At 72.4% G+C, this 22,034-nt stretch carries 20 protein-coding genes; 7 read left to right on the forward strand and 13 right to left on the reverse strand.

Going from position 1 to position 22,034, the window contains the following annotated elements:
- Positions 1 to 4: 4 nt before the first annotated feature.
- Positions 5 to 1,660 (forward strand): AMP-binding protein, encoded by a 1,656-nt coding sequence (locus QSK39_RS45865; RefSeq protein ID WP_285484105.1) that lies wholly within the window; start codon positions 5 to 7, stop codon positions 1,658 to 1,660.
- Here QSK39_RS45865 and QSK39_RS45870 read toward each other — a convergent pair.
- Positions 1,657 to 2,505 (reverse strand): alpha/beta fold hydrolase, encoded by an 849-nt coding sequence (locus QSK39_RS45870; RefSeq protein ID WP_285484106.1) that lies wholly within the window; start codon positions 2,503 to 2,505, stop codon positions 1,657 to 1,659. The two genes, QSK39_RS45865 and QSK39_RS45870, sit on opposite strands and share 4 nt — an antisense overlap.
- 66 nt (positions 2,506 to 2,571) lie before the next feature.
- Entirely contained in the window at positions 2,572 to 2,904 is a 333-nt protein-coding gene (locus tag QSK39_RS45875) for a hypothetical protein (protein ID WP_285484107.1), read from the reverse strand.
- An 84-nt stretch (positions 2,905 to 2,988) separates the two neighbouring features.
- Between QSK39_RS45875 and QSK39_RS45880 the strand changes: the two genes are divergently transcribed.
- Positions 2,989 to 4,668, forward strand: a complete 1,680-nt coding sequence (locus tag QSK39_RS45880) for a polysaccharide lyase family 7 protein (protein ID WP_285484108.1) — start codon at positions 2,989 to 2,991, stop codon at positions 4,666 to 4,668.
- On the opposite strand, the gene QSK39_RS45885 is transcribed toward QSK39_RS45880, so the two are convergent.
- A complete protein-coding gene (locus QSK39_RS45885; RefSeq protein ID WP_285484109.1) occupies positions 4,665 to 5,531 on the reverse strand; it encodes an alpha/beta fold hydrolase in 867 nt (288 codons plus the stop codon). The two genes, QSK39_RS45880 and QSK39_RS45885, sit on opposite strands and share 4 nt — an antisense overlap.
- Before the next feature lie 95 nt (positions 5,532 to 5,626).
- Here QSK39_RS45885 and QSK39_RS45890 point away from each other — a divergent pair, with 95 nt between their 5' ends.
- Positions 5,627 to 6,082: a MarR family winged helix-turn-helix transcriptional regulator gene (locus QSK39_RS45890; protein WP_285484110.1), complete on the forward strand. Its 456-nt coding sequence runs from the start codon at positions 5,627 to 5,629 to the stop codon at positions 6,080 to 6,082.
- Positions 6,083 to 6,387: 305 nt separating this feature from the next.
- Here QSK39_RS45890 and QSK39_RS45900 read toward each other — a convergent pair whose 3' ends face one another.
- Genes QSK39_RS45900 through QSK39_RS45910 form a run of 3 tightly spaced genes read right to left on the reverse strand, consistent with a single transcriptional unit; the run spans position 6,388 to position 9,259 of the window.
- Entirely contained in the window at positions 6,388 to 7,548 is a 1,161-nt protein-coding gene (locus QSK39_RS45900; protein ID WP_285484111.1) for an NAD(P)/FAD-dependent oxidoreductase, read from the reverse strand.
- Positions 7,549 to 7,582: 34 nt separating this feature from the next.
- The gene (locus QSK39_RS45905) at positions 7,583 to 8,296 is read right to left on the reverse strand and encodes a GntR family transcriptional regulator (protein WP_285484112.1); all 714 of its coding nucleotides are present in this window, start codon (positions 8,294 to 8,296) and stop codon (positions 7,583 to 7,585) included.
- A 60-nt stretch (positions 8,297 to 8,356) separates the two neighbouring features.
- Positions 8,357 to 9,259, reverse strand: coding sequence for a hypothetical protein (locus tag QSK39_RS45910; RefSeq protein WP_285484113.1), 903 nt, complete (start codon positions 9,257 to 9,259; stop codon positions 8,357 to 8,359).
- Positions 9,260 to 9,502: 243 nt separating this feature from the next.
- On the opposite strand from QSK39_RS45910, the gene QSK39_RS45915 reads away from it, so the two are divergent.
- Entirely contained in the window at positions 9,503 to 10,750 is a 1,248-nt protein-coding gene (locus tag QSK39_RS45915; protein WP_285484114.1) for a prolyl oligopeptidase family serine peptidase, read from the forward strand.
- Here QSK39_RS45915 and QSK39_RS45920 read toward each other — a convergent pair.
- Entirely contained in the window at positions 10,747 to 11,088 is a 342-nt protein-coding gene (locus tag QSK39_RS45920; RefSeq protein WP_285484115.1) for a putative quinol monooxygenase, read from the reverse strand. The genes QSK39_RS45915 and QSK39_RS45920 overlap by 4 nt on opposite strands.
- Positions 11,088 to 12,509 carry an FAD-dependent monooxygenase gene (locus QSK39_RS45925; RefSeq protein WP_285484116.1) on the reverse strand — a complete coding sequence of 474 codons (1,422 nt, stop codon included), beginning with the start codon at positions 12,507 to 12,509 and terminating at the stop codon, positions 11,088 to 11,090. Before QSK39_RS45925 ends, QSK39_RS45920 begins: the two co-directional genes overlap by 1 nt.
- Positions 12,510 to 12,596: 87 nt before the next feature.
- Between QSK39_RS45925 and QSK39_RS45930 the strand changes: the two genes are divergently transcribed.
- Complete coding sequence (locus tag QSK39_RS45930; RefSeq protein WP_285484117.1) at positions 12,597 to 13,163, forward strand: TetR/AcrR family transcriptional regulator; 567 nt, start codon at positions 12,597 to 12,599, stop codon at positions 13,161 to 13,163.
- A gap of 12 nt (positions 13,164 to 13,175) precedes the next feature.
- Here QSK39_RS45930 and QSK39_RS45935 read toward each other — a convergent pair whose 3' ends face one another.
- Entirely contained in the window at positions 13,176 to 13,871 is a 696-nt protein-coding gene (locus QSK39_RS45935; protein ID WP_285484118.1) for a TetR/AcrR family transcriptional regulator, read from the reverse strand.
- Between the two features lie 118 nt (positions 13,872 to 13,989).
- Here QSK39_RS45935 and QSK39_RS45940 point away from each other — a divergent pair, with 118 nt between their 5' ends.
- Together QSK39_RS45940 and QSK39_RS45945 are read left to right on the forward strand one after the other, a co-directional pair.
- Positions 13,990 to 15,462 carry an MFS transporter gene (locus tag QSK39_RS45940; RefSeq protein ID WP_285484119.1) on the forward strand — a complete coding sequence of 491 codons (1,473 nt, stop codon included), beginning with the start codon at positions 13,990 to 13,992 and terminating at the stop codon, positions 15,460 to 15,462.
- 5 nt (positions 15,463 to 15,467) lie between these two features.
- A complete protein-coding gene (locus tag QSK39_RS45945) occupies positions 15,468 to 16,379 on the forward strand; it encodes an NADP-dependent oxidoreductase (RefSeq protein WP_285484120.1) in 912 nt (303 codons plus the stop codon).
- On the opposite strand, the gene QSK39_RS45950 is transcribed toward QSK39_RS45945, so the two are convergent.
- The 4 genes from QSK39_RS45950 to QSK39_RS45965 are packed head-to-tail and all read right to left on the reverse strand — an operon-like array spanning position 16,372 to position 22,032.
- The gene (locus QSK39_RS45950) at positions 16,372 to 16,914 is read right to left on the reverse strand and encodes a cysteine hydrolase family protein (protein WP_285484121.1); all 543 of its coding nucleotides are present in this window, start codon (positions 16,912 to 16,914) and stop codon (positions 16,372 to 16,374) included. The genes QSK39_RS45945 and QSK39_RS45950 overlap by 8 nt on opposite strands.
- The gene (locus tag QSK39_RS45955; protein ID WP_285484122.1) at positions 16,911 to 18,242 is read right to left on the reverse strand and encodes an MFS transporter; all 1,332 of its coding nucleotides are present in this window, start codon (positions 18,240 to 18,242) and stop codon (positions 16,911 to 16,913) included. The genes QSK39_RS45950 and QSK39_RS45955 overlap by 4 nt, the downstream gene beginning before the upstream one ends.
- Positions 18,243 to 18,274: 32 nt before the next feature.
- Entirely contained in the window at positions 18,275 to 19,990 is a 1,716-nt protein-coding gene (locus QSK39_RS45960) for a hydantoinase B/oxoprolinase family protein (protein WP_285484123.1), read from the reverse strand.
- Positions 19,987 to 22,032, reverse strand: a complete 2,046-nt coding sequence (locus tag QSK39_RS45965) for a hydantoinase/oxoprolinase family protein (protein ID WP_285484124.1) — start codon at positions 22,030 to 22,032, stop codon at positions 19,987 to 19,989. Before QSK39_RS45965 ends, QSK39_RS45960 begins: the two co-directional genes overlap by 4 nt.
- Positions 22,033 to 22,034: the final 2 nt, after the last annotated feature.

Genomic DNA, 22,034 nt, shown 5'->3' on the forward strand with positions numbered 1-22,034 from the left:
CGGCATGACCACCACCAGCGAGCAGATCGACGTCGAAACCCTCCGTGGCCGCCGGGCGGTGCACCGCTGGGAACGCACGTCGATCGGGGACGTCTTCGAGCGGCTCACCTGGAGCCGCCCGGACCAGGTCGCGATCAGCGCGGCCGAGGGCGCGTGCGGGGAAGCGCAGTTCGCGTCCGTGACGTACCGGGAAGCCGACCAGGCCGCCAACCGGCTCGCCCACGCCCTCGCCGCCGTCGGACTCGTGCCCGGTGACCGCGTGCTGCTGTTCTGCGAGAACACCGTCGAGGCGTTCCTCGCCAAGATCGGGATCGCCAAGGCGGGCATGGTCGCCGTCCCGCTGAACCCCGGCCTCGCGCCGGACGTCCTCGACCACCTGGTGCGCCTGACCGAACCGCGGCTGGCGATCGTCGACGCCGAACTGTGGCCCCGGCTGGCCGGCGTCGCGGGCGTGCGGGTCGGCGCGACGATCACGGTCGGCGGCGGGCCGGTCGCGGGGACGCCGTCGTTCGGCGAGTTCCTCGACGGGCGGCCGGACACCGAGCCCGACGTCGAGATCCACGGCGACGACATCTTCCAGCTGCTGTTCACCTCCGGCACCACCGCGCTGCCGAAGGGCGTGATGCTGTCGCACAGCTACGCCCACCTCGCCGGGCTGAACTTCGCGCTGTCGCTCACGCGCGGCCTGCGCCACGAGACCGACCTGCGGGTCTGCACGTTCCTGCCGATGATCTACCACGTCGGTGACGCACTGTTCACGTACTCGACGTTCCTCGCCGGCGGCACGCTCGTCCTCGGCCGCCGTCCCGTGCCGGGCCCGGTCGCGGCCACCCTCGCGGAGTCGCGGGCGACCGCCGTCTGGGCCGGGTCACCGCAGTTCGTCGCCGCGCTGGCCGACGCGGCCGACGCCGACCCGGCGCTCGACCTGACTTCGCTGACCACGCTCGTCTACGGCTGGGGCGCGCTCGCCCCGGCGCTGCTGCGGCGACTGGAAGCCCGGACCGCACCCGGGTTCGTCACGGTCGGCATCTTCGGGCAGACGGAAGCCATCGCCTGCCACCGGTTCTGGCCGAGCGCGTGGCCGGAGGTGCACGCGCGCACCGCGCCCGCGATGAACTACGTCGGCGTGCCGAGCGGGCTGCTCGCCTCCGACGTCGTGGACGAACTGGGCGAGCCGGTCCGCGGCACGCCCGGGGAAGCCGTCTACCGGTCGCCGGTGATGACCGCAGGCTACTACCGCGACCCGGAGGCGACGCGCACGGCGTTCCGCGGCGGCTGGTTCCACTCCGGCGACTCGGCCGTCGTCGACGAGGACGGGCTGCGCGTCATGGTCGACCGGTACAAGGACATCGTGAAGTCGGGCGGGGAGAACGTCTCCAGCATGCGCGTGGAGGCGGTGCTCCACCAGCACCCCGATGTCCTGCGCGCGGCGGTGATCGGGCTGCCGCACGAACACTGGGGCGAGGCGGTCACCGCCGTCGTCGTCCCCCGCCCCGGCGCCGAACCGGCCGCGGCGGAGCTGATCGCGTTCTGCCGCGAGCACCTGGCCGGCTACGAAACCCCGAAGGCGGTCGTGTTCTCCGGCGAGCTCCCCGAGACCGTCGGCGGCAAGATCCTGAAGTACAAGCTCCGCGAGCGGCACGCGGGCCTGTACGGCTAGATCCTCTTTTCGGCCCACGCCAGGAGGTCCGCGACCACCTCGGCGCGGTTCGTCTCGTTGAGGATCTCGTGCCGGGCACCCGGGTACACCCGGACGGTCAGGTCCTTGATGCCCGCGTCGCGGTACCGCTGCACGAGGACGTCGAACAACGCGAGGTTGCCGTTGACCGGGTCCTGGTCCCCCACCGCGAGGTGGAGCGGCAGCTCGGGCCGCATCCGCGCGACGGCGCCCGCATCCGCCAGGCGGCGCGCGCCCGCGAACATCGCCTTGGTGTTCACCGGGTCGAGCCCGAACCCGCACAACGGGTCCGCGACATAAGCGTCCACTTCGGACTCGTCTCGGCTGAGCCAGTCGTAGTCCGTCCGCGGCGGCTGGAAGGCCGCGTTGAACATCGACAGGTCGAGCGGCTGGTCGAGATCCAGCGCGGGCTCCAGGATGTCGAGCGCGGCGGTGCCGGTGAGGATCACCGCGTCGACGTCCGCGGAGTGGTCGAGCAGGTACTGCTGGGCGGCGAACGAGCCCATGCTGTGCGCCAGCAGGACGACCGGCAGGCCCGGGTGCTCTTCGCGGGCTCGCGCGGTCAGGACGCCGATGTCGGCCACCAGCGCCGTCCAGCCGTCCGGGCCGAGGTCGCCGGGTTCCGCCGTGACGGACGCGCCGTGCCCGCGGTGGTCCTGTCCGTAGACGGCGAACCCCCGCTCGGCGAAGGCCCGCGCGACCCGCTCGTAGCGCAGGACGTGCTCCCCCATGCCGTGGGTCAGCTGCAGGACCCCGACCGGCGCGCCGACCGGGTCCCACCGGTAAGCGGTCACGGCCGTGGGCAGGGTGAACGTCGCGTCGGGCATCGTCGCCTCCTCAGTCGCCCCCACCCTGCCGCACCGGCGGCCGGATTTCGACCCCGTTCGCGAGGTTCATCGCGGCGATCGGTCAGCACGCCACCTTGCCCAGGTCCGCCCAGCCGCCGCGGCCGTCGCGACTGAGGAACGCACCGTCGCCGGATCCGCCAGCACGTAGTCCGCGGTGCCGCCACCCGTGAAGTCCGCGAACGCGACGCGGTCGGTCGCGTCGTCGAAGTCCGCGAACCGGACCCGCGCCGGGTCAGTGGCGCAGGTCGCCTCATGCCCCGCGCCGAGCCAGCTGCCGTGGCCGTCGCCGCCGCGGTTGTGGAACGCCGCCACCGCGCCGGTGCTCGCGACCGTGAGGTGGTCGGCCCGAGGGCACCCTTCTGACCGGAAGAGGATCACGCTCCTGTCGATAGATCACCTCATTGACGTCTTGGTCGGCGGAAACTTACGATGCGTCCACAGTCGCATACACAGGGGGAACCGATGACGGTCAAGCGCGGGGTGACGGCTGCAGTGGTCCTGAGTGCCGTGGTGGTGCTCGGCGGTGGTGCGGCCGCCGCCGCGATGCCCGGCCGCACGACGGCGGCCGCCTGCGCCTACCCGGCCGACGTCCTGGACCTGCACAACTGGTACGAGGGCCTGCCGATCGGCGACGCCGAGAACCCGAAGAACGTGAAGCAGCCCGAACTGGCGACCTACCGCGCCGACCCCTGGTTCACCGCGACGCCCGACTGCTCCGGCGTGCAGTTTCGCGCCGCGGTGAACGGCGTCACCACCAGCGGATCGAGCTACCCGCGTTCGGAACTGCGGGAGACCGACGGATCGGAAAACGCCAGCTGGTCGTCCACGAGCGGCACCCACACCATGGTCGTCAAGGAAGCGATCACGCACCTGCCCGAGGGCAAGAACCAGGTGGTCGCGGGCCAGATCCACGGCTCGGACGACGACCTGACCGTGTTCCGCCTCGAGGGCAGCAAGCTCTACGTCACCAAGGGCGACGACTCCCACTACAAGCTCATCACCGGCGACTACCGGCTCGGCACGGTGTTCGAGGCGAAGTACGTCGTCTCGGGCGGGAAAGTCCAGGCCTATTACAACGGTGTCCTGCAGGCCAGCTTCAGCCAGAAGTTCAGCGGCGCCTACTTCAAGGCCGGCGCCTACACCCAGGCCAACTGCGACAAGTCGTCGCCGTGCTCGGCCGGCAACTACGGCGAAGTGGTCGTCCACGGCCTGACCGTCACCCACGCGGCGGCCGCTCGGGGAGAGGCGGCCACCGCGTGGCCGGGCAGCGCGTCCGTGCGGACCGCCGACGACGCGAACGCGTTCGGCGAGAACCTCAGCGGACTGTCGTTCGGGAGCCCGGACGTGCTCTGGGCGGTGAAGAACGGCCCCGGCACCCTCTACCGGCTCGTCCCCGACGGTCCGAAGTGGACACCGGCAGCCGACTGGGCCCTGCACTACGGCGACGGCAGCGGCGACGCCGACGCGGAGGGCGTCGTCGCCACGCCGGACGGGATCTTCGCGGCCACCGAACGCGACAACGACGACAAGGACAAGAGCAAGCAGGAGATCCTGCGCTTCGACCCGGGCGCGGGCAGCGGCGCCCTCGACGCGACCGGGCAGTGGGACCTCACCCCGGACCTGCCGAAGTCGGACCCGAACACCGGGATCGAGGCGATCTCCTGGGTCCCGGACTCCTTCCTGACCGCACACGGCTTCACCGACCAGAAGACCGGCAAGGCCTACGACCCGGCGAGCTACCCGGGACACGGCAGCGGCCTGTACTTCGCGGGCCTGGAATCCAACGGGACCGTCTACGCCTACGCACTCGACCTGAACGGCCGGGGCTACACCCGGGTCGCGTCGTTCAAGACCGGCTTCCCGGCCGTGATGGACCTGGAGTTCGAGCCGGAAACCGGGCACCTGTGGGCCGCGTGCGACGACACCTGCAAGGGCCAGACCGCGACGCTCGACATCCGGCAAGGCGCCTTCGCGGTCTCCGCCGTCTACAACCGCCCGAACGGGATGGCGAACTACAACAACGAAGGCTTCGCGATCGCGCCGCAGTGCGCCGGCGGCCGCAAAGCCGTGCTGTGGTCGGATGACGGCAACGACGACGATCACGCGCTGCGCAGCGGTGATCTCCCCTGCACAGCGCCCTAGTCGAGGTCCGCGTAGAAGGAGCGAAGGGCCGACGCGAGCCGGCCGGGGGCTTCCATCGCCACGTAGTGGCCGATCCCCTCGATGCCGACCGTGGTCACGTTCGTGGCGACCTGCCGCAACGTCGTGGGCGTCCGGTCCGAGAAGCCCGCCACCGCGAGGACGGGCATGGCGAGCTTCCGGGCCGCGAGCTCGCGGAGTTCGTCGCCCTCCGAGAGCAGCGACCGGTACAGCCCGGCGGCGCCGGCGAACGCGCCGGGCCGCGCGTAGGAGCGGGCGAGCTCGTCGACGTCGCCTTCGGTGAACGCGCCGGGGCTCGCGGTGAGGGACGGGATCGCGTAGTCGGCGAGGAACGCGCGCTCGCGTCCGGCGAGGAGCATCTCCGGGATGCCGGGGGCGGCGAGGACGCCGATGTGCCAGGCGCCGCCGTGGGTGACGTCGGCGAGCGTCTCGGCGCCGAATCCCGGGAGCGCGGTCTCGATCCCGGTGTAGCTGCGGACGAGTTCGGGGTGGGCCGCGGCGACGCGGAACGTCGTGGGGCCGCTGATGTCCTGGCCGGTGAGGTGCACGGGCCCGACGTCCAGGAAGGCGATCAGGTCGCTCAGGTCCTTCGCCGCCGTCGCGCTGTCGTGCTCCGGGCCGGCGGTGGCCGAGTCGCCGAAGCCGCGCAGGTCGACGGCGAAGACGCGATGGTGCTCGCTCAGCAGGGGAATCAGCTTGCGGAAGACCCACCAGGTCTCCGGGAAGCCGTGCACCAGCAGGACGGGCGAGCCGGTGGTGCCGGCGGCCACGTAGTGCAGTTCGGTGCCGTTGAGGCGGACGTGGTGGTGGTCGACACCGGGGATGGTGGCGGCGAGGCGAGGCACGGGGTTCCTCCGGATTGATAGACAAGTTACTTGTCGAACCCTAGATGATGGACAAGTAACTTGTCCACCTTGGCGGGCGTCGTATGATCGGCCGCATGGCGCAGTCCCGCGGCGCCGAGCTCGCGCTCCTGCTGCTCGGCGGGTTCCATTCGATGGTCGACGAAGTGAACGTGGAGCTCGCGAAGCGCGGCCACGAAGGTGTCCGCCCGGTGCACGAGTTCGCGTTGCGCGCGGTGGACGCGGGCGCGGACACCGCTTCCGAGCTCGGCCGCCGGCTGTCGGTCACCAAGCAGGCCGCCGCGCAGACGATCGCCGCGCTGGAGGAGTTCGGCTACGTCGACCGCGAGCCCGACCCGGGCGACGCCCGCCGCAAGCGCGTGCGGGTCACCCCCCGGGGCCACGAGCTGATGGCCGTCGGCGGCGCCCTGTTCGACGACGTCCGCGGCCGCTGGGCGGCCCGGATCGGGGACGAGCAGCTCAGGACCCTCGAGACGCACCTGGCGCAGCTCACCGAGCGCCGTTCGTTCACCGCCGAGGACCTGCGGGACTGATCCGCCGACCACGCGACCAGGAAGACGACCGCGATCGGCGACGAGCGGATCGCGTCGGACGGCGTACCCAGCGGGCTGGCGTTGAACCCCGCCGGCACTGCCACGTACGCGACCACCACCCCGAGCACAGGACGGCGGCCCGCCGCGCGGAAAGCCAGCGCTCCCAAGGGGATCATCACGAGGATGACCGCAAGCGGCGGGAACTTCGCGAGGTTGTCCAATGCGGACTTCGCGGCGAAGCCGATCCCGTCGAGGGAAAGCAGGTTCTTGACCTCGACGACCTCGCCGGTCTTCGGCAGAGGGACTTATTGCTCACCCAGCCGGGTGGCGTGCTGGTCCGCGGCGAAGTCCGTGCGCGGCCCGCCGGCGAACCGGGCCGGGCGGAACGCGTCGAGCAGGTCCTGGCCCCGGCCGGTCACGAGCTCGGTCGCGGCCAGGCGGCCCAGGAGCGGGCCCAAGGTGACGCCGCTGTGCGAGACGAGGCAGTAGACGCGGGGCGAGCCGAACCCGGCGATCGTGTGGCCGTCCGCGGGCAGGGACCGAAACCCGACGCGCAGGTCGATGTCCGGAGCCGGGGCGGGTTCGGGCAGCACGGCCGAGAGCCGCCGGGCGATCTCGCGCGCGATCGGCCCGTCCGGGGACGGCGGGTCGGCCGGGTCCACGCCGGCGTTCAGGTCGAGGGCCTGCACGACGGTGTGCCCGCCGGCCGCGGGGCGCAGGTTGAGCCCCGGCGAGTGGACCACGCAGCGCAGGGCGATCCCGGGCGCCCGCACGTAGCCGAGCAGCCCGACCGCGGGCGATCCCCGCTCGACGCCCGCCAGCATGGGCAGGGCGATCCCGGCGTCCGCCGCGAGCCGCTCGCTCCAGCGGCCGGTCGCCAGGACGACCCGGTCGGCCGTGCGGACCTCGCCGCCGGCCAGCGTGACGGACACCCCGCCGGGGCCGTCGTCGACGCCGGTGACCTCGCCGGTCGCGAAGGTCGCGCCGTGCCGCTCGGCATCCGCGAGCAGGTTCCCCAGCAGCCGGTCCGGCAGGACGTACCCCTCGCTCGGGAAGTGCGCGAACGACAGCGCGTCCAAGGGAATCCGGAGTGCGCCGGCGATCCGCGTCGCTTCGTCGCGCTCGACCCACCGCACCGGATACCCGAGGGCCCGCAACCGGTCGACGTTGTCCGTGAGCCAGGGCGCGCTCGCGGAGTTCGCCCAGTGCAGGGCACCGCTGGGGAAGTACGCCGCCGCACCGGGCAGCTGCCGGGCGAGGTCGGAGTGCTCGGCCATCCCCGCGACGTTCAGCCGGTGGTAGGCCGGGTCGAGCTTGCGGTTCGCGTTGGTCCACGCGAACGTCGTCGAGGTGGTCCCGGCGCCCGGGCGCCCCCGGTCCAGCAGGAGCACGTCCTGGCCGGCGACGGCGAGCGCGCGGGCGACCGCGGTCCCCAGCACCCCGGCCCCGGCGACGATGACCTTCATCCCGAACCTCCCTTTCCGAAGTGGACAGTGGTGCTCACACGGCCGAGGCGGGCAGCTCCACGAAGAACTCGGCGGTGCCCGGGCGGACGAGCGCGGTGACGACTTCGACGACGCTCCCGTCGGTGACGCGCAGCTCGCGCCGCCGCCGCATGGTCGCCGTGCCCGGTTCGCTGTCGAGCAGGGCCGCGTCGGCCTCGTCGAGGCTCACCGGGTCGAGGTAGAGCCGGATCGTGTCGACCGGCACCTCCCGGCGCCGCAGGTACGCCAGGCTGACGAGGTGTTCGAGGTCCTCGTCGAGCAGGTCGGGAGCCACCGAGAAGAGCACGACGTGCCGCTCGATCGACTGCGGCCGTTCGCGCAAGTCCAGCTTGCGGCGCACCAGTTCCACGACGGCGGCGTCGGGTGCCGCGCCGGGCAGCGCGAGCACCGCGTCGCCGGCCGTGGTGATCCGCGCGGACACGACCTCGTGGCGGCCGGGGGCCCCCTTCTCGGCGGTCCCGGGCACGACGAAGTTGAGCAGGTTGACCTGCCGCACGCCGTCCGCGACGAACGTGCCGTGCCGCCGCCGGCGAACGGCCAGGCCGGCTTTCGCCAGGTCGTTGAGCACGCGCTGCGCGGTGGCGCGGCTGACGCCGTACTGGTCGCACAGGTCTTTTTCGGTCGGCAGCCGCGCTCCGGCGGGCAGCGCCCCGGAGTGGATCCGCTCTTCGATCGCCCGCTTGATCCGCAGGTGCAACGCCTCGGGCATGATTTGACCGTACAATTGAGCAAATGTCCGGTCAAGTGCTGTTTCGCAGGCCGACCGGGGTCAGCAGTCGTCCTTCGCGGTGTCGCGGACGACGAGCAGGCTGGTGAGCCCGGTGCCGTGGACCTCGGACGGCACGTTGCCCGGCGCGTGCTCCAGCCGGTTCGCCTCGTCCGCGGTGACCTGGTACGCCTCCAGGTAGAACGGGCCGGTGTCGCCCGGCAGCCCGATGACGAGGCTCAGCGCCGACCACCGGCCGGAACCGTCGAACTCCACGACCCGCTCGAAGTACCGGTTCTTCGGGTCCTGCGCCTGCCGCACCAGGAGCACGACCCTGTCCGCACCCGGCTGCGTCCCGTCGCCGAAGTAGTTGTAGCAGTGCGGCACGGTCTTCACGGCGTCGAACTTGAACGCGACCGGTGCCTGGGTGGGCGGCGTGGGCGGCAGGACCTTCGTGGGCGTGGGCGTGCTCGGGGCCGAGGTGCTCGTGGACGTCATGGTCGCGGCACCGTTCGGCGTGCTGGTCCCGGCCGGCGGAACAGCAGACGGCGTCGATGTCGACGGCGTCGACGTGGGGGCGGCCGAGCTGGTCGTCGCGGGCGGCGCCGCGGCCTCCCGCCCGCCGATGCCGAGCAGGGCCGCCGTGGCGACCCCGGCACCGGCGGCGCAGACCATCAGGATCACGGCCAGCACCAGCGAGATCGCGCGCGCGGGCCGGCGCTGCCGCAGGAGCTTCACCAGCCGCGGCACGAGGAACCACGCGGCGACGGCCAGCACCAGCACCGCGAGGGTGAGCACCCACGTCGCCGGGCCCTGTCCGGTGAAGGGCTGGAACTGGTCCTGCAGGGCCGAAAAGAACCCGACCCCGGGCCCGAGCACGGCCACCATGGCACCGAAGGCGGTCCGTTCGAGCACGGTGCGCTTGTGGTCCTCGCCGGGCAAGGCCGGCGGCAGCTCCTCGGTCACGCAACCCCGCTTCCGACGTCGGATGATGCCCACGAGGTCGCCGGAAGCCGTTGTCCTGTAACCACGTTCGGAGGCGAACACCCGAACGGACGCAGTTGGCCAATCCCCTACGGATGCCGAAGGAGTGCGCCGGCCCTCGCCCATCCGCCCCGGTGCACGCGCGACAAAAAGGCCGCATGATGGAAACACACCGACCACGACCGTTGCGCGGTACCGTGATACGTCCCACGACAAAGGAGTCGCATGGACAAGGTGTTCAGTCGTCGCATCGCCTTGGTCACCGGGGCGGGCGTTGCCGCCGGCCTGGCTTTGCCGGGCGTCGCCCGCGCCCACGGGATGGACAGCGTGAAGTTCGCCCTCGGCGCGGAAACCCTCGACGGCGGGGAACAGGTCACCTCCCTCACCCTCGACACCGGCCGGTTCGGGCCGATCGATCCGGCGAGCCTCACCACCACCACGTTCACCGTGCACGCGAAGGCCACCAGCCCGATCGGCACCGGCGGCCAGGACGTCGGCTACGACCTCGACCGGCCCGTGACCGCCGCGCGGCTCGACCGCGGCGGGAACATCGTGCTCGAGCTGAGCCACGGCGAGGGCCAGACCGGCGGCGGCACCCTCGGCTACCTCAACAGCAAGAGCCGCAACGTCCGGCTCGACCTGGTCTACACCATCACGCAGAACACCCCCGTCCGCCAACGGCACGGACGGCCGGTCACCTTCACCCGTTTCACGCAAGGCCGGCTGGCCAACCCCGAAGTGGACGCTTTCAGTTACCACGCCTCACGTTCGGGAATGAAGTACCGGCTGTACTCCCCCGCGGCACGCCGTGGCCGGCACCCCCTGATCGTCTGGCTGCACGGCGGCGGTGAAGGCGCTTCCCTGCCCGACGGCTACTACGACAACGAGACCACCTTGCGCGCCAACCGCGGCGCACTGGGTTTCGCCACCCCGGAAGCACAAGCGATCTTCGGCGGCGCCTACGTCGTCGCCCCGCAGAGCACGTCCGCCTGGATGGACGACGGCCCCCGCTTCGCCCCGCTCATCCAGGAAATCGTCCGGGACGTCGTGCGCACGCGGCCGGTCGACCCCGCGCGCGTCCACGTCGTCGGCTGCAGCAACGGCGGCTACATGAGCCTGAAGATGACCACCGTCTACCCGCGCACGTTCGCCGCGTCGGTGCCGATCTGCGGAGTCGTCACCGCTCGTACAGAAGGCAACCCGCCGCTGATCCCCGACGCCGAACTGACCGCGATCAGCACCCCGACCTGGCTGGTCGCCTCCCGCGACGACGACACGGTGGATCCGCAGGCCAACTCCGTGCACGCGCACGAGCTCATCCCCCGCTCCGAGCTGATGCTCTACGACCACGTGGTCCGCGACGGCCACCAGTTCCCCGGCCACTGGTCCTGGATCTACGTGGCCCGCAACGACCCGAGCATCGGCGGCACCCACGTCTGGCAGTGGATGGCGCGCAAGGAGCTGCACCGCTAGTCCGCGCGGCGGGCAGGGGCCGGCACCGGCAGGAGGGCCAGCTCCTGCCAGCCGTCCCCGGGCATCGTCGTCATCAGCACCTGGGGCGTCTCGACCAACGCCGCCGGCCATTCGCGTTGGATCTTCGGGATCAGCGGGGACTTCAGGTGCTGCTCGACGCCCTCCTCGCGGTGGCCCTCCAGCAGGAAGAAGACACCCGGCTCGTCGACGCTGCGCGCCCACCAGAACCAGAGGTTGCTGTCCTCGGCCCGCGTCGCGCGGGTGAACTCGCCGACGAGATCGAGCCACCGGCCGGCCCAGTCTTCGCGCACGGTGAACCGGATGACGACGACCTGCATCAGCGGCCACTCCGTTCGCGTTGCGGCGCGGTCCACCGGTCCAGGACCGCGGCCCACTCCCCCGTCGCGACGTCGCCGGCCCAGGCGACGTAGCCGTCCGGGCGCACCAGCAGCCCCGGCCCGTCGTCCGTGCGGTGCACCACCGGCACCGGCGCGGTCACCGGCCCCGCGCCCCGGCCCGCCACGAGCACGAAACCGCCGTGGCGCAAGGATTCCGGCAACCGCCCGTCCCGCAGCGGCAGCTCGCCCACGGGCGTTCCGACCAGCCGGTGCTCGGCCGGCGCGGCCCGGTAGCGGATCCCCGTCCCGGTGAACATCCCGGCGGCCTTGCGGGAGAACCGGCCGCTGCGCAGGAGCGCGCCGATCACGTGGTTGCGCAGCATCCGCGCCGGCCACGCCCGCACCGTCATCAGCCGGATCGTGGCGCCGCTCGTGCGCAGCACCAGCCGGCCGACCGGGTGCCGTTCCGCCTGGTAGGTGTCGAGGATCGCGGGGTCGGCGCCGTCGAGGACGGCGGCCAGCTTCCAGCCGAGGTTGGCCGCGTCCTGGATGCCGGTGTTCATGCCCTGCCCGCCCGCGGGTGAATGGACGTGCGCGGCGTCGCCGGCGAAGAACACGCGACCCGAGCGGTACGCGCCGATCTGGCGCTCGTCACTGCGGAACTGGGAGATCCAGCGGGTCTCGCCCATGCCGAAGTCCGTACCCATCGTCCGCTGGAGGATGTCGCGCACCAGCGCGGGTTCCGCCCGGAAGGCCGCGTCGTCTTCGTGCCGCCGGTCCCAGGCGATGACGCGGAACCACCCGTCGCCGAACGGGGCGAGGAACGCGAAGCTGTCCTTGACCGCGTCCACGGTGATGACCGTGGCCGGCGGGTCGGCGAGCCGCACGTCCGCGAGCATGATCGACTTCAGCAGCACCTTGCCCGGGAACTCCGTGCCGGTCAGCCGCCGGACGGTGCTGTGCGCACCGTCGGCCGCGACCGCGTAGGACGCTTTCCACGCGAGCCCGCCGGCGCGGACGACGACGCCGTCGTCCCGCCGCTCGAGGTCGGTGACGGCGGCGCCGCGCACGATCCGCGCGCCCTGGTCCCGCGCGTACTTCTCCAGCAGCGCATCGACGTTGCGCTGCGGCGTCACGAGCAGGAACGGGAACCGCGACGGCAACCGGGTCAGGTCGAGCCCCGCGCTCTTCCACAAGCTCAGGCTGCCCGCGCGTGTCCCCGTGGCAACCAGGTCGTCGGCGAGGCCGCGGGTGTCCAGGACCTCCAGCGTCCGGGCGTGGGTCCCGAACGCCCGGCTGAGCGGCGACGCCTCCGCGTGCTTCTCGACGACCACGACCGACCGGCCGGCCAAGGCCAGCTCCCCGGCCAGCAGGCAGCCGGTCGGGCCGGCTCCGACCACGACGACATCCACGGTGTCCACGCGGAACCTCCTAAGTCAACAGCGGGTGACTTAGACGGTACGAGTGTCCGCGCGCCAAGTCAACCGCCGGTGACTTATCCTGGGGACGTGACCGAGACCCGCCGCCGCTCCGCCCCCGCCACCCGCGCCGCGATCCTGAAAGCGGCCCGGACCCGCTTCGGCGCCCAGGGATTCGACCGGGTGCGGCTGCGCGACGTCGCCGCGGACGTCGGCGTCGACCCGGCGATGGTCATCCGCTACTTCGGCACCAAGGAAGGCCTCTTCGCGGCGGCCGCGGAGTTCGAGCTGGACCTGCCCGAGCTCACCGGGGTGAGCGCGGACGACCTCGCGCACGTGCTGATGCCCCGCTTCTTCGGCGTCTGGGAAGACGACGCCGGATTCCTGTCCCTGCTGCGCGCGGCCACGACCAGCGAGGCGGCCGCGGCGAAGATGCTGGAGCTGTTCACCGGCCAGGTCGCCCCGGCGGTCGCGGCCGTCGTCGTCGACCGGGCCCCCGAACGCGCCGCACTCCTCGGCTCGCAGATCCTGGGCCTGGCGATGTCGCGCTATGTGCTGAAGGTGCCGCCTCTGGCGGACATGGGGCGGGCCGAGCTCGAAGCCTGGGTCGCCCCGGTCATCCGCCACTACCTGACCGGGTCCGCCGCGCCGGAGTAGCCGGGGCGCGGGTCAGCTCGCGGAGAGCAGCTGGTCGAGAACCCGGTCGAGGCCGAGGCCGAACAGTTCGTCGTCGCTCCACTCGCCGTCGGCGAAGCCGGACGTGCTGAGCGTGGGGTAGCGCTCGCCGAGGCCGAGGATGTGCGCCCGCGCCCTGGCGAACACGGCGGGATCGTCGAACTGCCGCCAGGTGGCGTCCGCCATCGCCGCGCCGAGGACGAAGTTGGCCAGCAGGCGGGTGGCGGCCGCGAGGTCCACTCCGGACAGCCCGGAGCGGACGAGCATCGCCTGGATGAACTCGGTCCGCGCCAGCACGTTCGGCCCCAGCAGCGGCCGGCCGAGCAGGCCGGGCAGCCACGGGTGCGCGAGCATCGCGGCCCGCCAGCCGAGCAGCACCGCCCGGAGCCCGGAGCGCGGGTCGAGGTCCGGCGCGGGCAGCGGCGCCTCGCCGACGGCGTGGTCGAGCGCGAGGTCGAGCAGATCCCGTTTGGTCGAGACGTGCCAGTAGAGCGCCGTCGAGGTCACTTCGAGCCGCTCGGCGAGCTTGCGCATCGTCAGCCGCTCCGCGCCGTGCGCGTCGAGTTCGGCGATGGCCGCGTCGATGATGCGCTCCAGGGTGAGCGGAGTGCTCCGGCGCGGCGGCCGTGGCGGCTCTTCGCGCAGCCACAGGACGTCCCCGCTGCCGGTCGCCGGCTCTCCAGTGTTCACGATCACCGACCTTACCCGCCGTCCAGTGATTTACCGTTGATAAGTTAATATACCGATGTTAAGTTAGCGCGGCCGACGACCAGTCCACCCGGTGTCCACCGGAGATCGAGGGGCCGAAATGCACCGCACCGCCGATCGCTGGATCGCGCTCGTCGTCCTGAGCCTGGCCCAGCTGATGGTCATCCTGGACTCCACGATCGTGAACATCGCGCTGCCGACCGCGCAGCACGAGCTCGCGTTCTCCGACGGCAACCGCCAGTGGGTGGTGACCGGCTACGCGCTCGCCTTCGGCAGTCTCCTGCTCCTCGGCGGCCGGCTCGCCGACCTGTACGGGCGAAAACGGCTCTTCATCGCCGGGATGGCCGGGTTCGCGATCGCGTCGGCCGCCGGTGGCGCCGCGGACGGGTTCGGCGTCCTGCTGATCGCGCGGATCGCGCAGGGTGCGTTCGCCGCGATGCTCGCGCCGGCGGCACTGTCGATGCTGTCGGTGACGTTCGCCGACGACGCGCGCGAACGCGGCCGCGCCTTCGGGGTCTTCGGCGCGATCTCGGGCGCCGGTGGCGCGGTGGGCCTGCTGCTCGGCGGCGTGCTCACGCAGAACCTGTCGTGGCGGTGGTGCCTGTACGTGAACGTCGTCATCGCGGCGGTCGCGATCGCGGGCGCCCTGGCGTTCCTCGCCGACCGCGACCGGCCGGCGCGCACCCGGCTGGACGTGCCGGGAACGGTCCTCGCGCTGCTCGGCCTGTTCGGCATCGTCGACGGCCTGGGCAACGCCACCTCCGACGGCTGGACCGGCTTCCGGACGCTGGCCCCGACGGCGGCCGGCGTGGTGCTGATCGTCGTGTTCGTGCTCGTCGAACGCCGTGTCCGCGCCCCGCTGCTCCCGCCGCCGGTCGTCCTGGACCGGAACCGGGGAGCCGCCTACCTGGCAATCGGGATCTCGGGTGCCGGCGGGTTCGCGGTCTTCCTGTTCGTCACCTACTACCTCGCGGAGACGCTGGAGTTCACGCCGCTGGAAAGCGGCCTGGCGTTCCTGCCGATGGTCGGCCTGGTGATGGTGGGCGCGATGGTGTCGGGCGCGGTGCTGCTGCCGCGCGTCGGGCCACGCCCGATCGTCCCGGCCGGCAGCCTCCTCACCGCGGCAGGCATGGCGCTGCTCACCGGCCTCGACGCGGATTCGACGTACGCCACGGGTGTGCTGCCCGCGCTGCTCGTCATCGGGCTCGGCCTGGGCCTGATCTTCGGGCCGGGTCAGAACGCGGCGACCAGTGGCGTGCGCTCGCACGAAGCCGGCGTGGCGTCGGCGATGGTGAACATCGCCCAGCAGGTCGGCGGCTCCCTCGGCCTGGCCGTGTTCAGCTCCCTGGGCACGACGGCGACGGCGGGCTACCTCACCACGCACGCTTCGACGGCGGCCGACCCGGCCACGATCGCCGAGGCGACCCTCACCGGCTACCACTTCGTGTTCTGGATCGCGGCCGGGTTGTTCTTCGGAGGCGCGGTGCTGTCCGCCGGCCTCTTCCGCGGCGGCCCCCTGGCGGCCGGTCCCGGCGCGGAGCAGTTCGTCACCCAGCAGAGCGGAAAGGCCTGAGTGTCATGAAAGCAGTGCAGTTCAAGCAGTACGGCGGCCCCGAGGTCCTCGAGCTCGTGGACCTGCCCGACCCCCACCCGGGCCCCGGCCAGGTCCGGATCGCGGTGCGGGCGACCGGAATCAGCGCCACGGATTCCAAAGTGCGCCGCGGTGACCTGAGTTTCGGTGCGCAGCTGCCGCAGACGACGGGCGCCGACGTGGCGGGCGTCGTCGACGAGCTCGGCGAAGGCGTCACGGACGTCGCGCTCGGCGACCGGGTGTTCGGCATCTCCGACGACCAGGCGGGCGCCGCCGAATTCGCCCTGCTGACCTTCCGGGCGGTCATCCCCCCGTCACTCGGGTTCGTCGACGCGGCCGGCATCCCCGTCGCGCTCGAAACGGCCACGCGCAGCCTCGACCAGCTCCACGTCACCGCCGGAACCACGCTGTTCGTCAACGGCGCCTCCGGCGGGATCGGGAGCACCGCCGTCCAGCTCGCCGTCGCGCGCGGCGCGCGGGTGATCGGCGCCGCCAGCGCCCGCAACAGCGGCTACCTGAGCCTGCTGGGCGCGGAACCGGTGACCTACGGGGAAGGCATGGCCGACCGGGTGCGCGCCCTGTCCCCCGACGGCGTCGACGCCGCGCTCGACGTCGCCGGCAGCGGCGTCCTCCCCGAGCTCATCGCCCTCGCCGGCGACGCGAAGAACGTGGTGACGCTCGCCGACTTCGCCGGTGCCGAGCAGCACGGCGTCCACTTCAGCAACGGGTTCGTCGACGGCACCGGGTTCCACGCGCTCGCGACGGTGGGCGAGCTCATCGAAGCCGGGAAGTTCTGGCTGCCGGTGGACCGGACCTTCCCGCTCGCCGGGATCGCCGACGCGCACCGCACCAGCGAAAGCGGTCACGTCCGGGGGAGGCTGGTCCTGGTCGTCAGCTGAACGCGGCGCAGCGCACGACCTCGAAGCCCCGGCCGGGAAAGACCTTCTCCACGAAGAACTCGTGGACGCCCCCGTCGCCGTCGGCGCACCCGTCGGCGAGCACGGTGACCCGGTAGCCGCGGTCGGCCGCGTCGTAGGCCGTCGCGGCGACCATCGCGCTCGTGGCCACGCCGGCGAGGACCACCGTGTCCACGCCGCGTGCCCGGAGCACGAGGTCCAGGTCCGTGCCCGCGAACGCGCTCGTCCGGCGTTTGCGCACGACGACGTCCTCGCCGTGTACCGGCAGGTCGAGCTCGATGCCGGGCGAGCCCTCGTGGAACGTGTCCCCCGCGTCGTAGAAGGAGGCGAACAGGGCGTTGCCGGGCGGCAGGTCGGCGCGGTTGACGCGGAACGCGGTGTGGATGTGCACCACCAGCGTCCCGGCGGCGCGCACGCGCGGCAGTAACTCTTCCAGGGGTGGCAAGACCTCGCGCGCGAACCCGTAGTTCCCGGTGATGCCTCGCTGCAGGTCGCCCACGATGAGTGCGGTGGTCATGAGCCCAGCTTCCCATCGAGGCGCTCCACGCGGCGCCCGATCGTCAGCAGGACGGCGAGCCCGGCCACCATGATCACCGCGATCGCCAGGAGCGCGTAGGTGAAACTGCCGGTGGCGGTCTTGATCGCGCCGGTGAAGTACGGGCCGACGAACCCGCTGAGGTTGCTGACGGAGTTGATCAGCGCGATGCCGGACGCCGCCGCGGTGCCGGTCAGCCCGATCGCCGGGATCCGCCAGAACTGCGGCATCGCGGTGTAGATCCCGGCCACGCTCAGGCAGACCGCCAGGATGAACACCGGCCCGTTGCCGGCGAAGGTGGCCAGCAGCAGCCCGGCGGCGCCGACCGCCATCGGGACGCCGGTGGCGAACACGGCCGTCCGGCGGCCGGCGACGCGGACCCAGGCGAGCATGGCCAGCGCGGCGACGAGGTACGGGATCCCGGACAGCAGCACACTGCTGATGTCGGCGGCGCCGCCGACGCCGTGCGTGATCGCGGTGATCATCGTGGGCAGGAAGAACGCGAGCGGGTAGAGCCCGAACACGATGGCGAAGAACGTCACCGCGAGCGCCCACACCCGGCCGCTGATCAGCGCCTGGCGAAGCCCGGTCAGCGCGCCGTGGCCGCGCTGCTCCTCGGCCTCCGCGGCGAGCGTCCGCTCCAATGAGGACTTCTCCGTTTCGTCGAGCCAGCGCGCGTCGGCGGGCCGGTCGGGCAGGAAGACGAAGATCAGGATCCCGATGAGAATCGTCAGCGCGCCTTCGACGAGGAACAGCGAGCGCCAGCCGGCGATCCCGAACAGGTTCTGGCCCCAGGTCAGCAGCGCGGCGGCCAGCGGGGAGCCGACGATCGAGGACACCGGGATCATCAGGAAGAACCCGGTCAGCGCCCAGGACCGCTGGCGGCGCGGGAACCAGTAGGTCAGGTACAGCAGGATCCCGGCGGCCAGGCCCGCTTCGGCGAACCCGAGCGCGAGCCGCGCGACGTAGAGCGCCGCGGCGGAGTCGACGGTCGCCGTCAAGCCGGTGACCAGCCCCCAGGTGAGCATGATCCGGGTGATCCACTTCCGGGCCCCGAACCGCCGCAGCGCGAGGTTGCTCGGCACTTCGACGATGATGTAGCCGATGAAGAACAGGCCCGCGGCCAGGCCGACCTGCCCGCTGTCGAGGTGCAGGTCGCGCGACATCGGCGCGGCGATGTAGCCCAGGTTGGCGCGGTCGACGTAGCTCATCACGTAGGCCACGCCGATCAGCGGGATGATCCGGGCGCCGACCTTGCGCCAGGTCCGGGTGGTCACCGTCGCCGATGTGGCACCGAGTGCGGAATCCATGCGGTGTCCTTTCTGGACGAAGAAACGATGCGTCAGCCGGCTGTTCCGCGCAAGGCGGCCGTGGCGGGGTGGTCGAGCGTGCCGTCGGCGGTGACGACGACGCCGTAGTCGCGGGCCGCGCCCTCGCGGGTCACCTTGCCTTCGGCGACGTCGTCGAGGACCCGCCGCGGCTCGCGGGTGAAGGGGTCGCCGTGGCCGCCGCCCCCGGCCGTGACGTGGCGGTGCCGGCTGCCTGCCGTCAGTACGAGGTGGGGCTTCGAATCGAGGACGCGCTCGCCGGGATCACCGGGGTCGAGCAGGTTCAGCGACGGCGTGCCGGGCGCGCCGCCGTCGAGGCCGTAGGGCAGGAACTCGCGGCGGTCGGACCGGATCTGCACGCTCGCTTCGGGCGCGAGAATCGTCATGTCCCGGAACGTGCTCAGGCCGCCGCGGAACCGGCCGGCGCCGCCGGTGTCGGGGAGGTAGCCGTACCCGTCGATGCGGACGTGCCCGGACCGTTCCAGTTCCTCGACCGGGGTGTTGGCGAGGTTGGCGCCCAGCGGGCTGATCCCGTCGACCCCGTCGCGGTCGGGCCGGGCACCCCACGCTCCACAAAGGATGTCCCACAGCACCACCGAACCGCCGTCGGCACCGGTGACGCCGATCGCGACGGAGTCGGGACCGCCGTCGCCCGCGGCCGGTACCCGGGTGGGGAACACCGGGGCGAGGGCGCCGAGGACGGCGTCGATGATGCGGTAGGCCACGAGTCCCCGGGCACCCCGAGCGGCGGGGCGGCGGCCGTCGAGGATCGAGGCTTCGGGGATGACGAACGTGAACGGCCGGTAGAACCCGCTGTTGGCCGGGATGTCGCGGGCGAGCGCGCCCTGGACCGCCGCGTAGGACGCCGACCGCGTGAACGACGCGGTGGCGTTGAGCGCGGAGGCTACCTGCGGCGAGGATCCGGTGAAGTCCAGTTCGATCCCGGTGCCGGACAGCGTCACCTTGACCTGGAACGGGATCGGGCCCGAGCCGAGGCCGTCGTCGTCGATGTGGTCGGTGAACGCGTAGCTCCCGGGAACCGCGTCGGCGAGCGCGGCGCGCAACAGCGTCTCCGAGTAGTCGAGCAGCTCGTCGTTGAGCTCCGCCAGGCCGGCGGCGCCGTACCGCGTGGCGAGCGCACGCAGGCCTTCTCCCCCGGCGTGGCACGCGGCGAGCTGGGATTCGAGGTCGCCGCGCAGCAGCTCCGGCTCGCGGACGTTGCGCAGCACCAGGTTCAGGAAGGGTTCGTTCAGCTTGCCCGCGTCGACCAGCCGGGACGGCGGGATCTGGACGCCCTCGGCGAAGATGCTCGTCGCCTGGACGGCCATCGATCCGGCGACCCCGCCGCCGACGTCGGCGTGGTTGACCACCGTGACGGCGAATCCCAGCAGGTCCGGCCCGGCGAACACCGGGGCGGCCGCGAAGATGTCCGGCAGGTGCATGCCACCGCGGGAAGGATCGTTGAGCAGGTAGACGTCCCCGTCGGCGATCCCGGCGCCGAACTCGGCGAGGAACGCCGCCATGGCGTCCGGAATGGACCCGAGGTGCACCGGGCAGGTGTTGGCCTGGGCGATGACCCGGCCGCGGGCGTCGCACAGCGCCGCGGAGAAGTCCATACTGGACGCGACGATCTGCGAGTGCGCGGTGCGCAGGATCGTGATCGCCATTTCGTCGGCGACGCCGGTGACGGCGTTGCGGAAGACCTCGAAGGTGACGGCGTCGCGGATCATGCGGCACTCCAGGTGATGACGAGGGTGTGGAAGCGGTCGCGGTGCACGCGGGCACCCGGCGGCACGAGCGTGGTGGCGTCCATGTCCTCGATGACCAGCGGCCCGTCGACGGGCTCGGCCCCGATGTCCGCCCGCGTGACGACCGGGGTGGGAACCGGTGCGCCGAACCGGCATTCGCGGGTCACCGGTGCCCGGCCGGAGGCCGGTGGCAGGCGCAGGACGTCCTCGAGGGCCACCGGGCTGGGCAGCGTGCCGCGCACCCGGAGGTTGACGATCTCGACGAGGGAGTCGTCGCCGGCGCGGCCGTAGGTGCGCTCGTGCTCGGCGTGGAACCGCGCTCGTGCGGCGGCGAACAGCTCTTCGGTGAGTTCCCCGTCGTCCAGCCGGATCCGCAGCTCGAAGCGCTGGCCGCGGTAGCGCATGTCCAGCAGCCGTTCGACGACGGCGTCTTCGCCCAGCTCCGCGGTCACCTTCGCGGTCAGCCGCTCGAACTCCGCGGCCGGCTCCGGGTGGTAGGGCGCGACCTCGTTCAGCTCGGTGTCGGCGACGAGGAGGCCGAGGCTGCTGAACAGGCCGGGGTGGGCGGGCACCAGCACCGTCGAGATGCCGAGCTCCCGGGCGAGCGCCGCGGCGTAGAGCGGGCCAGCGCCGCCGAAGGCGACCATGGTGGCCTCGCGCGGGTCGCGGCCCCGCTCGCTGGTGACGGCCTTGACGGCGGTCGTCATGCTCGACACCGCGACTTCGTAAGCGCCGCGCGCGGTGCCGGGGACGTCGCGCCCGAGCCGGTCGGCCACCGGGGCCAGGGCTTTGGCGGCCAGGTCGGGGTGGATCGCCACGCGGCCGCCGGCGAGCGCGTCGGGGCTGAGGTAGCCGAGCGTCACGTTGGCGTCGGTCAGGGTCGGCAGCTCGCCGCCCTGGCCGTAGCACGCGGGGCCGGGGCGGGACCCGGCGCTGGCCGGGCCGACGTGCAGCGCACCGGCCTGGTCGACGGCGATGACGCTGCCGCCACCGGAGCCGACCTCGGCGATGTCGATCGACGGCGTCCGCACCGGGTAACCGGCACCGGAACCCAGTCCCCGCGCGGCGTTCATCCCGCCGCCGACTTCGTAGTCCGCCGAAACGAACGGCTCGCCGTGCTCGATCAGCGACGCCTTCGCAGTGGTCCCGCCCATGTCGAAGGCGACCACCGAGGGCAGCTCCAGCAGGCGGGCGAGCTGGCGGACGGCGGTGACCCCGGCGGCCGGGCCGGACTCGATGATCTGCACCGGCCGCCGTGCCACGGAATCCGCGTCGAGCAGCCCGCCGCTCGACTGCATGACCAGCAGCGGCGCGTGCACCCCCGCGGTCCGCAGCCCGGCTTCGAGACGGGTGAGGTAACCGTGGACGACGGGACCGACGTAGGCGTTGACCGTCGCGGTGCTGGTGCGCTCGAACTCCTGTGGCTGCGGGGAAATGTCCACTGACGCGGTGACGTACACGCCGGGCAGCTCGGCCCGGAGCAGCTCGGCGACGCGCCGCTCCTCGTCCGGGCGGACGTAGGAGTTGAGCAGGCAGACCGCGACGGCGTCGATCCCGTCGGCCCGCAACCGCGCGGCCAGGGCCCGGACGTCGGCCTCGTCGGCGGGCGGGGTCAGCCGGCCGTCCGCGGTGATGCGCTGGGCCAGCTCGTGGCGGTCCCGACGCGCGGCGAGCGGCACCGGCTTGGTCCAGGACAGGTCGTAGAGCACCGGCCGGCGCAACCGGCCCAGCTCCAGCACGTCCCGGAAGCCCTGCGTGGTGACCACCGCGGTGCGGGCGCCGGCCATCTCGAGGATCGTGTTGGTCGCCACCGTGGTGCCGTGGAGCATCGCGGCCACGGCGGCCGGGGCGGCCCCGGCGGCGTCGAGCACGGCGGTCGTGGCGGTGACGACGCCGGTCCCGTAGTCGGGCGGGGTCGACAGCACCTTCATCGGCACCACTTCGCCGGCCGGGCCGAGGGCGATCACGTCGGTGAACGTGCCGCCGATGTCGGCGCCGACGCGCCAACCGGAACTGGGAATCACCG

This window comes from Amycolatopsis sp. NBRC 101858 (genome assembly GCF_030269325.1).
Taxonomy (GTDB): domain Bacteria; phylum Actinomycetota; class Actinomycetes; order Mycobacteriales; family Pseudonocardiaceae; genus Amycolatopsis; species Amycolatopsis ponsaeliensis.

What these genes read in the sequence shown, in the direction of transcription:
- QSK39_RS45940 (WP_285484119.1), top strand. Translation starts at nt 13,990, where the DNA reads ATGCACCGCACCGCCGATCGCTGGATCGCGCTCGTCGTCCTGAGCCTG.
- QSK39_RS45920 (WP_285484115.1), bottom strand. Translation starts at nt 11,088, where the DNA reads ATGCAGGTCGTCGTCATCCGGTTCACCGTGCGCGAAGACTGGGCCGGC.
- QSK39_RS45950 (WP_285484121.1), bottom strand. Translation starts at nt 16,914, where the DNA reads ATGACCACCGCACTCATCGTGGGCGACCTGCAGCGAGGCATCACCGGG.
- QSK39_RS45955 (WP_285484122.1), bottom strand. Translation starts at nt 18,242, where the DNA reads ATGGATTCCGCACTCGGTGCCACATCGGCGACGGTGACCACCCGGACC.
- QSK39_RS45915 (WP_285484114.1), top strand. Translation starts at nt 9,503, where the DNA reads ATGGACAAGGTGTTCAGTCGTCGCATCGCCTTGGTCACCGGGGCGGGC.
- QSK39_RS45880 (WP_285484108.1), top strand. Translation starts at nt 2,989, where the DNA reads ATGACGGTCAAGCGCGGGGTGACGGCTGCAGTGGTCCTGAGTGCCGTG.
- QSK39_RS45900 (WP_285484111.1), bottom strand. Translation starts at nt 7,548, where the DNA reads ATGAAGGTCATCGTCGCCGGGGCCGGGGTGCTGGGGACCGCGGTCGCC.
- QSK39_RS45960 (WP_285484123.1), bottom strand. Translation starts at nt 19,990, where the DNA reads ATGATCCGCGACGCCGTCACCTTCGAGGTCTTCCGCAACGCCGTCACC.
- QSK39_RS45870 (WP_285484106.1), bottom strand. Translation starts at nt 2,505, where the DNA reads ATGCCCGACGCGACGTTCACCCTGCCCACGGCCGTGACCGCTTACCGG.
- QSK39_RS45890 (WP_285484110.1), top strand. Translation starts at nt 5,627, where the DNA reads ATGGCGCAGTCCCGCGGCGCCGAGCTCGCGCTCCTGCTGCTCGGCGGG.
- QSK39_RS45945 (WP_285484120.1), top strand. Translation starts at nt 15,468, where the DNA reads ATGAAAGCAGTGCAGTTCAAGCAGTACGGCGGCCCCGAGGTCCTCGAG.
- QSK39_RS45865 (WP_285484105.1), top strand. Translation starts at nt 5, where the DNA reads ATGACCACCACCAGCGAGCAGATCGACGTCGAAACCCTCCGTGGCCGC.
- QSK39_RS45905 (WP_285484112.1), bottom strand. Translation starts at nt 8,296, where the DNA reads ATGCCCGAGGCGTTGCACCTGCGGATCAAGCGGGCGATCGAAGAGCGG.